A 9,164-nucleotide genomic window follows, 5' to 3' on the forward strand; every position below is an offset into this window, starting at 1 on the left:
GGTCGCCCCCGGCCGCGCGTCCCAGTGGGGCACCCGGCCGGCGCGGGCCTGGCCCGCCGCCGCCGCGAACGCCGCCCCGTCGGCCGGACGGGCCGACGCCTGCTTGTCCATCGCGCCCTGCACCAGCGCGCGCACCGGCTGCGGCAGGTCGCCGGGCAGCGGCGGCGGGGTGTCGTTCACGTGGGCCATCGCCTGCGCGACCGGCGACTCGCCGCCGAAGGGCCGCCGACCCGTCAGCGCCTCGTACGCCACGACGCCGAGCGCGTAGACGTCGCTGGCGGGGGTGGCCGGACGTCCGAGCGCCTGCTCGGGGGCGAGGTACGCGGCGGTGCCCATCACCTGGCCGGTGGCGGTGAGCGGCACCTGGTCGCCGGCCCGGGCGATGCCGAAGTCGGTGACCTTCACCTGGCCGTCGGGCGTGACCAGCAGGTTGCCCGGCTTGACGTCGCGGTGCACCAGGCCGGCGGCGTGCGCGGCGGCCAGCCCGAGCGAGGCCTGGCCGAGCAGGTCGAGCACCCGGTCCGGCGGCAGCGCGCCCTCGCGCGCCAGCTCGGACGACAGCGGCTCGCCGGGCACGAGCTCCATCACCAGGTAGGCGTGCGAGGCACCCGGCGAGGCGTCGTCCGGCACCTCGCCGTAGTCGTAGACGGCCGCGATGTGGGGGTGCGAGAGGGCGGCCGCGTGCCGGGCCTCGGCGCGGAAGCGCTCGAGGAACCCCGCGTCACCGGTGTACTCGGCCTTGAGCACCTTGATCGCGACGTCGCGGCCGAGCACCTCGTCGCGGGCGCGCCAGACCTCACCCATCCCGCCGACCGCGATCCGGTCGGTGAGGGCGTAGCGCTCGCCCAGCCGGGCGCCGGGCTCAGGTCGCATCGGTGGTCCTCATCGGTTCAGGACCGCCTCGATGACGGCCTTCGCGATCGGCGCGGCCGTGCGGCCGCCGCTCGCCTCGTCGCCGGCCGACCCGCCGGACTCGACCACGACCGCGACCGCGACCTGCGGGTCGTCGGCCGGGGCGAACGCGGTGAACCACGCGTGCGGCGGCTGGCCCTTCGCGTGCTGGGCGGTGCCGGTCTTGCCGGCGACGCTGACGCCGTCGATCTGCGCGGCGCGGCCGGTGCCGTCCTCGACGACCGCCTGCATCATCCGGGTGAGGGCGGCGGCCGTCTCCGGCGAGATCGCCTCGCCCATCGACGTCGGGCTGGACGCGCGCAGCACGTCGAGGTCGGGGGCCACCACCTCGCGGACGAGGTTCGGCTGCATCAGCTCGCCGCCGTTCGCGACCGCGGCGCTCACCATCGCGACCTCGAGCGGCGTCACCCGGGTCTCGTACTGCCCGATGCCGGTCTGCGCCTCCTGCGGGGGGTTCAGGTCGTCCGGGATCGTGCTCGGGCTGACCCGCAGCGGGATCCGCAGGTCGGTCTCGAAGCCGAGCTTCTCGGCCTGGTCCTTGACCGCCGCGCCGCCGAGCTCCATGCCGAGGTACCCGAACGCGGTGTTGCACGAGGTGCGCAGCGCGTCGGTCAGCGTCGTCTCGTCGTTGGCCCCGCAGGCGCGTCCGCTCGAGTTCGGCAGGTTCGACGAGGTCTGCGGCAGGTCGAGCTCGGCGGGGCCGGGCAGCACCGACGACTCCTGGTAGCGGCCGGACTCCAGCGCCGCGGCGGCCGTGACGACCTTGAACACCGAGCCCGGCGGGTACAGGTTGCCGCCGATCGCGCGGTTGGTCAGCGGGTCGGTCTCGTCGGCGAGCAGCGCGTTCCACTGGTTCGTGACGTCGGCGCGGGTGTGTCCGGCGAGCGTCTGGGGGTCGTACGACGGCTTCGAGACCATCGCCAGCACGTCGCCGGTCGCCGGGTCGAGGGCGACGACGGCGCCGCGCTGGTCGCCCAGCGCGTCCCAGGCCGCCTGCTGCACCGCGGGGTCGAGGGTGAGCTCGACCGTCGCGCCGCGCGGCTCGCGCCCGGAGACGGTGTCGGCGAACCGGGTGAAGAACTGCTCGTCGGCGGTGCCGGCGAGCAGGCGCGACTCGGCCGACTCGATGCCGGTCGCGCCGTAGACGATCGAGTAGTAGCCGGTGACCGGCGCGTAGAGCGGCCCCTGGCTGTAGGTGCGCTGGAACTCGTACCGGTCGTCGACGGGCACCGAGGTGACGACGGGCTCGTCGCCGACCACGATCGGGCCGCGCTCGCGGCTGAGCTCGGCCAGGATCGTGCGCGAGTTGCGCGAGTCGGCGCGCAGGTCGCCGGCCGAGACGAACTGCGTCCACGTGGTGCTCGCCAGCAGCGTGGCGAACAGCAGCAGCGCGACGACGCCGAGGCGGCGCAGGGGGGTGTTCACGCGCCGTCACCCCCGACCGTGCGGACGACCTGGGTGGCGCCGGCGTCGGCCGGTGCCGTCGCGACCGCGGGCGCGGGGCGACGGGCGGAGTCGGAGATGCGCAGCAGCAGGCCGACGATGATCCAGCTGCCGACCAGCGACGACCCGCCGTACGCGAGCAGCGGCATCGTCAGGCCGGTCAGCGGGATGACCCGGGTGACGCCGCCCGCGACCACGAAGCACTGCAGCGCGATGGTGAACGCCAGGCCGGCCGCCAGCAGCTTGCCGAAGCCGTCGCGGACGCCGATGGCGGTGCGCAGGCCGCGCTGCACGAGCACCATGTACAGGCACAGCAGCGCGAACAGCCCCGCCATGCCGAGCTCCTCGCCGAGCGCGGCGTAGATGAAGTCGCTCTCGGAGTAGGGCACGAGCGTCGGCGTGCCCCGGCCGAGGCCGGTGCCCGCGAGACCGCCGTTGGCCATGCCGAACAGGCCCTGCACCAGCTGGTAGCTGCCGCCGAACTCGCGGTCGTAGACCTCCGGCGAGAACGGGTCGAGCCAGGCCGAGACGCGGCCCTGCACGTGGTCGAACAGCCGCCAGGCCACGACCGCGCCGGCGACGAAGAGCGACAGGCCGATGACGATCCAGCTGACCCGCTCGGTGGCGACGTAGAGCATCGCGACGAAGACGCCGAAGAAGAGCAGCGAGGTGCCGAGGTCGCGCTCGACCACCAGGACGCCGACGCTGGCCAGCCACGCGATCAGGATCGGGCCGAGGTCGCGGCCGCGGGGCAGCTGCAGCCCGAGCACCTTGCGGCCGGCGAGCGAGAGGTTGTCGCGCTGGGTCACCAGGTACCCGGCGAAGAACACGGTGAGGACGATCTTCGCGAGCTCGCCGGGCTGGAACCCGATGGGGCCCAGCCGGATCCAGATGCGCGCGCCGTTGATCTCGGTGCCGATGAGCGGCAGCATCGGCAGCGCCAGGAGCACCAGGCCGGCCACCATCGCGGTGAAGGTGTAGCGGCGCAGCAGCCGGTGGTCGCGCAGCAGCCACAGCACGGCCACGCACAGGGCGACCCCGACGAACGTCCACACCAGCTGGCGTCCGGCCAGCGGGTTGAAGCTGTCGTTGCCGGCCCGGGCGAGGTCGATGCGGTAGAGCATGGCGAGCCCGATGCCGTTGATGGTCAACGCGATCGGCAGCACGACGGGGTCGGCGTACGGCGCACGCAGGCGCAGGGTGACGTGCACGGCCAGCGCCGCCACCGCGAAACCCGCTCCGTACGACCACAACCGGGCCGGGAACGCGCCGTCGACCGCGGCGCCGACGATGCCGTAGGCGCCGGCGCAGATGGCGACGGCGACGACCAGCAGCACCAGCTCGACGTTGCGGCGGGTGCGCGGCGCGTGCTCGCTGACGACGACCATCAGCCCTCGCACTCGTCGGGGAGCGGGAGCGTCGACGTGGACGGCGTCGGCGTGGGGGTCGGGGTGGGCGCGGCCGTGGTGGCGGGCGGCGCACCCGGGGTGGTGGCGGTGCCGCCGGCGGTGGTGGTCGGGCCGGGGCTGCTGCTCGGGCTGGGGCGCACGACGACCGTCTCGGGCTCGCACTCGCTCGAGCCGCTCCACAGGTTCGCCACGGTGCGGCGCGCGTCGGCGAGGTCGTCGGCGCCGATGCCGCGCTCGACGGCGTCGCGGTCGACCGGACGCAGCGCCTCCAGCGGCGGGCCGGTGCGCTCGTCGACCTGCGAGAGCTCGAGCGGGCCGAGGTCGGAGCCGAGGCCGCGGTAGATCGCGACCTGGTCGCCGTCGACGCCGACGAAGTACTGCCGCTGGCTCCACACCCACGCGCCGTACAGCCCGCCTGCGAGCACGGCCAGCACGAGCAGCCCGCCGAGGACGCGGCGCGCGATCGTGCCGCGGCTCGGCCGCAGGTCGTCGTCGCGCAGGTCGTCCTCGTCGTCGTCGTCCTCGGCGGCCCGGGTGAGCGCGGCGGCCTTGGCGGCGGCGGTGGTGGGCGCGGCGGACGTCTGCCGCTGCCGCTCGCGGGCCGCGGCGCCGACCACCTGCGGGTTCGTCGCCGGGGCGCTGCCGGCGTCGACCACGTCGGCGACGATCGCGGTGATGTTGTCGGCGCCGCCGCCGCGCAGGGCGAGCTGCACCAGCAGGTCGGCGCACTCGCCCGGGTCGGGCACGTCGCGCAGGGTCTCGGCGATGGTGTCGAGGCTGACGAAGCCGGACAGGCCGTCCGAGCACAGCAGCCACCGGTCGCCGACCGCCGCGGTGCGCACCGAGGCGTCGATGTCGTCGTTGCCGTCGATGTCGCCGAGCATCCGCATCACGATGTTGCCCTGCGGGTGCCGCTCGGCCTCCTCCGCGGTGATGCGTCCCTCGTCGACCAGGCGCTGGACGAAGGTGTGGTCGGAGGTCACCTGGGTGACCTGGCCGTCGTGCAGCAGGTACGCCCGCGAGTCGCCGATGTGCGCGAGCGCGAGCCGGTCGCCGGAGCGCAGCAGCGCGGTGACGGTCGTGGCCATGCCGGACAGCTCGGGCTGCTCGCGCGCGCGGTCGCGCACGGCGACGGCGGCGCCGCGGACGGCGTGCTCGAGGTGCTGCAGCGCGTCCGCCCCGTGCGACTCGCCGTCGAGGGCGGCCAGCCGGCCGACCGCGAGCGAGGACGCGACGTCGCCGCCGGCGTTGCCGCCCATGCCGTCGGCGACGACGAGCAGGTGGGGTCCGGCGTACCCGGAGTCCTGGTTCTCCTTGTACCGGCCCAGGCCGATGTCGGACCGGGCGGCGTAGCGCAGGGCGATGGCCACCCGGTTACCTCCGCAGCTCGATGACGGTGCGGCCGATCGTCAGGCGGCTCCCGGCCTGGACGGCGGTGAGCTGCCCGAGGGGCGCGCCGTCCAGCACGGTGCCGTTGGTGGAGCCGAGGTCCTCGACGGCCCAGCCGCCCTCGACGGGCACGAGCCGCGCGTGCCGTCCGGAGGCGAAGTCGTCGGTGAGCACCAGCGTGCACTCGGGCGAGCGCCCGACGAGCACGGGCGCCTGCCCGAGGTTCAGGGTGGTGCCGCGCAGCGAGCCCTCGACCACGACGAGCCGGGTCGGCGCGGTCGGGCGGGGGGCCTGCCGGGCCGGCTCCTGCCGGCGCTCCTGGGCGGGGGCCTCGGCGCGGGCGCGCCGACCGCCGCCGGCCGGCTTGCGGGCGACGACTCGGGTGCCGAACAGGTCGCGGCGCATCACGCCCACGACGCTCAGCACCATCAGCCAGAGCAGCACGAGGAACCCGAGCTGCAGCAGCAGCAGCGTCAGCTGGCTCACCGGTACTCGTCCTCCGTCCGCTCCGTCCGCGAGGAGAACCGGATCCGGGTGCGGCCCATCGTGATCGTGCTGCCGTCGACGAGGCGGGCGGTGCCGGCCCGCTCGCCGTCGACGAAGGTGCCGTTGGTCGAGCCGAGGTCGCGCAGCACGGCGGTGGCGCCGTCGAGCCGGATCTCGGCGTGCTGGCGCGAGACGCCCGGGTCGTCGACGACGATGTCGGCCTCGGAGCCGCGGCCGAGCACGGTGCGGGTGCCGGTGAGCTGGTACTTGCGGCCGTCGACGTCGAGCACCGGGTGGCCTGCGGTCGCGGTGGCCGAGGTGGCGGGCGCGACCCGGCCCTTCACCCGGGCGCCGCGGACGGTGAAGACGCCGGTGTCGAGGTCCTCGTCCTCCTCGAACCGCACGGTGACCGGGCCGACGAAGGAGTAGCGCTGCTGGCGGGCGTGCGCGGTGACGGCCTCGGCGAGCTCGTCGACCAGGGAGTCCTCCCAGGCCGTGAGCCGCTCGTAGTCGGCGCTGCCGAGGTTGATCAGGAAGGCGTTCGGCACCAGCGTGCGGTCGCGGGCGACGACGGCGGCCGAGGTGTCGGCCTCGCGGCGCAGGGCGCTCGCGAGCTCGACGGGCTGCACCTCGCTCTTGAACGCCTTGGCGAAGACGCCGTGCACGGCGCGCTCGACACCCTTCTCGAACCGGTCGAGGACTCCCACGGCACCTCCTCTGGTCGCGTGCGTCGCGGCGGGCCCGCCGCGGTGCGCGGGCACGACGACGGCACCGGCACGGTGCCGGTCGCGCTCGATGCTAACGGGGCCGCCCGGCCGGGACCCATCTGCGCCGTGGACGCGCTGCAGGCGGTTCGTGGAGGGTTCGTGCCCGGGACGCCGTCCAGGGCCGCGCGCGCGTCCGTCCCGACGCCCCGGTATGCGTTCGAGGGGCCCTGCGCTGCGTGCTAGCCTTTCGGCGCTGCTTGCGCGAGTGGCGGAATAGGCAGACGCGCACGGTTCAGGTCCGTGTGCCCGAAAGGGCGTGGGGGTTCAACTCCCCCCTCGCGCACCACCACGACGGCCGTCCCCGGTGGGGGCGGCCGTCGTCGTTTCTGCACCAGCCGGCGGTCCGGCGTCAGTCGTCCGAGCCCGGGGCCGTGCTCGGTGGCACCACGGTGATCTCCTCCGGCTGCGGCACGACGACCGTGACGACGTCGTCGCCGATCGTGAACCGGGAGGGGTCGCACCCGACCGCCCGGCCGAGGGTCTGCACCTCGTGGCGCACCGGGTCGCCGTCCTCGCTGCCCAGGAACAGGACGGGCAGGGAGTCGGAGCCGTCGACGAGGCAGTCCTCGACGCCGAGCCGCGTCCACAGGTCCTCGGCGTCGAGCCCCGGTCGGACGGCGAGGTCGGCGAGCTGCGGCGGGGTGCCGGCGTCCGCGTCCTCGGCGTCGTGGGTGAGGAAGGTGAAGCCGGTCGCGCCGACGACGGCGGCGACGGCAGCGACCGCGAACCAGGTCGCCGTCCGCGCCCCGCCGAGCCGGGCGGCCTCGGAGCGGTACTTGGCCAGGTCGAGCAGCTCGGTGCGGGCACGTCGGTAGACGTCGCGGTTGTCCGTCTGCACCTGCGCCTGCCGCCGCAGCTCGGCCTGCTGCTCGGGGCGGGTCTCGGCCCGGGCCTGCGCGGTCAGCGCAGCGGCCGCTCGCGAGTACGCGCGCAGCCGGTCCTGGAAGTCGGCCACGGTGCGCGCGTCGCCGGGCAGGTACGACGCGGGCTCGCGCTCGATGCGCGCGACGAGGTCCCGTGGCAGCGAGTCGACCGTGTGCTCGACGGGCAGCATCGCCGTGACGAGGCGCCCGACGACCGCCACCACGCCGAGCACACCCACCACGGCGCAGGTCAGCACCAGCACCCAGCGGGTGGTGTCCCAGGAGCCGACGTCGGTGTCGTCGACGAGCGGACCGGCGCCGAAGACCGCCGCACCGACCGCGCCGGTCGCGCTCGCGAGCCAGGCCGCGGTCTTGCGCACCTCGCTGCTCGCGGTGTCCCACCGGGCGGCCTCGGTCGGCGCCGGCGCCGGATCGGGCTCCGCGGCCGCGTCCGGCTCGGCGGCGGGGTCCGGCCCGGGCGGCTGCCGGCCGAGCTCGGCGAGACCGTGCAGCACGCGCCGCCAGAGGGCCGTCATGCCCCGTCGCGCTCCGGTGCGACCCGTTCGGCCTGCGTGTCGTCGACCGACGCCCAGCCCCCGACCTCGCCGAGCCAGACCCAGCCGGCGACCACCTCGCCGGGATAGGACCCGTCCCGGGCGGGCCTGTCCCCCTTGGCACCGAGGACCATGGCAGCTCCGTCCGACGTGGCTCGGCGGCCGACCGCCGTCGGCCACCGTGCAGGGCATCCTGCACCGACGGCACGGTCTGCGGAAGGGACGACGGGGTGAAGGACACCCGCGGACGTGCCGATGCAGGTGCGGGGGGGCGCGCTGCCGCGCGGGTCCTCCGCGACCACCAGCACCCCACCCTCGGGAGAGATCCACGTGCCCGGCCCCGTCCACCAGCTCCCGCCCGACGACCTGCCGCGGTCCCTGCCCACCTCGCCCTCGGGCCGCATCCCGCAGTGGGTGCTCGACGAGGCCGCCGGCCGGCCGCCGGCCGACACCCGGTTCCGGTCCTGGGAGCCAGGTCCGACGCGCCTCGCCGCGGTGACCCGGCTGCGCCCCCGCCGCCGCGGCCGGCGAGTGCTCGCCGCCGTGGTCGCGCTCGCGGTGGTGGCCGTGGGGGCTTTCGTCGTCCTCGACCGCCGCGCGGACGACGCGACGGCGGCGGCCGGCACGGCGACCGGCACCGGTGGCGTGACCAGCTCGTCCTACGTCTTCCTGCACACCGAGCCGGTCACCGGCGAGCCGATCGGCTACGACCCGTGCACCCCGATCCGGTTCGAGGTCCGACCCGAGGGCGCCCCGCCGGACGGCGACGCCATGGTCGACGAGGCCATCGCCTCGGTGGCCGCGGTGACGGGCCTGACCTTCCAGCGCGTGGGGACCACGTCGCGCGGGCCATGGGACGACGCCGCGGTGGCACCGATGGGCTTCGGGCAGTGGGACCCGGTGCTCGTCGCGTGGTCCGACCCGGTCGAGTCCCCCACGCTCGAGGGCCGGGTGGCCGGGTACGCGCGCAGCGTGCCGGCGGCCCGGGCGGGCGGGAGCAGCTACCTGCGGACGGGCGAGGTGGTGCTCGACGGACCGGGAGCCGAGGCCCTGCTGCGCCGCTCGGACGGGCGCCAGCAGGTGGTCGCGATCCTCACCCACGAGGTGGGTCACCTGGTCGGCCTCGACCACGTCGACGACCCGACGCAGCTGATGCACGCCGAGAACAGCGGGCTGATCACCCGGTTCGGCGCCGGCGACCTGGCCGGCCTGCGCGCCCTGGGCGAGATCGCCTGCGAGGGCTGACCGCTACTTCTGCAGCGACGCCGTCGGCACCGCGAAGCGCTGCAGGGCCGGCGCCGACCCCGGTGCGAGCAGCGACCCGGGGAAGCGCGACACCCG

General features: G+C 75.5%; 8 protein-coding genes and 1 tRNA gene. 2 read left to right on the forward strand and 7 right to left on the reverse strand.

Features of this window, described 5'->3' with window-relative positions; genetic code table 11:
• The 6 genes from ACYVKY_RS13370 to ACYVKY_RS13395 form a co-directional block, all read right to left on the reverse strand.
• The coding region (locus tag ACYVKY_RS13370) for a serine/threonine-protein kinase (protein WP_460435487.1) at positions 1 to 873 on the reverse strand (873 nt) is incomplete at its 3' end.
• 9 nt (positions 874 to 882) lie between these two features.
• Positions 883 to 2,337 carry a peptidoglycan D,D-transpeptidase FtsI family protein gene (locus tag ACYVKY_RS13375; RefSeq protein ID WP_460435488.1) on the reverse strand — a complete coding sequence of 485 codons (1,455 nt, stop codon included), beginning with the start codon at positions 2,335 to 2,337 and terminating at the stop codon, positions 883 to 885.
• Positions 2,334 to 3,743 carry an FtsW/RodA/SpoVE family cell cycle protein gene (locus ACYVKY_RS13380; RefSeq protein ID WP_460435489.1) on the reverse strand — a complete coding sequence of 470 codons (1,410 nt, stop codon included), beginning with the start codon at positions 3,741 to 3,743 and terminating at the stop codon, positions 2,334 to 2,336. Before ACYVKY_RS13380 ends, ACYVKY_RS13375 begins: the two co-directional genes overlap by 4 nt.
• Positions 3,743 to 5,134, reverse strand: coding sequence for a PP2C family protein-serine/threonine phosphatase (locus tag ACYVKY_RS13385; RefSeq protein WP_460435490.1), 1,392 nt, complete (start codon positions 5,132 to 5,134; stop codon positions 3,743 to 3,745). Before ACYVKY_RS13385 ends, ACYVKY_RS13380 begins: the two co-directional genes overlap by 1 nt.
• 4 nt (positions 5,135 to 5,138) lie before the next feature.
• The gene (locus tag ACYVKY_RS13390; protein ID WP_460435491.1) at positions 5,139 to 5,639 is read right to left on the reverse strand and encodes an FHA domain-containing protein; all 501 of its coding nucleotides are present in this window, start codon (positions 5,637 to 5,639) and stop codon (positions 5,139 to 5,141) included.
• Positions 5,636 to 6,346: an FhaA domain-containing protein gene (locus ACYVKY_RS13395; protein WP_460435492.1), complete on the reverse strand. Its 711-nt coding sequence runs from the start codon at positions 6,344 to 6,346 to the stop codon at positions 5,636 to 5,638. Before ACYVKY_RS13395 ends, ACYVKY_RS13390 begins: the two co-directional genes overlap by 4 nt.
• Before the next feature lie 259 nt (positions 6,347 to 6,605).
• On the opposite strand from ACYVKY_RS13395, the gene ACYVKY_RS13400 reads away from it, so the two are divergent.
• A tRNA-Leu gene (locus tag ACYVKY_RS13400) sits at positions 6,606 to 6,692 on the forward strand.
• 63 nt (positions 6,693 to 6,755) lie between these two features.
• On the opposite strand, the gene ACYVKY_RS13405 is transcribed toward ACYVKY_RS13400, so the two are convergent.
• Positions 6,756 to 7,805, reverse strand: a complete 1,050-nt coding sequence (locus ACYVKY_RS13405; RefSeq protein ID WP_460435493.1) for a hypothetical protein — start codon at positions 7,803 to 7,805, stop codon at positions 6,756 to 6,758.
• A 348-nt stretch (positions 7,806 to 8,153) separates the two neighbouring features.
• On the opposite strand from ACYVKY_RS13405, the gene ACYVKY_RS13410 reads away from it, so the two are divergent.
• Positions 8,154 to 9,068: a zinc metalloprotease gene (locus ACYVKY_RS13410; protein ID WP_460435494.1), complete on the forward strand. Its 915-nt coding sequence runs from the start codon at positions 8,154 to 8,156 to the stop codon at positions 9,066 to 9,068.
• Positions 9,069 to 9,164 lie beyond the last annotated feature (96 nt).

The organism is Angustibacter speluncae (assembly GCF_054777815.1).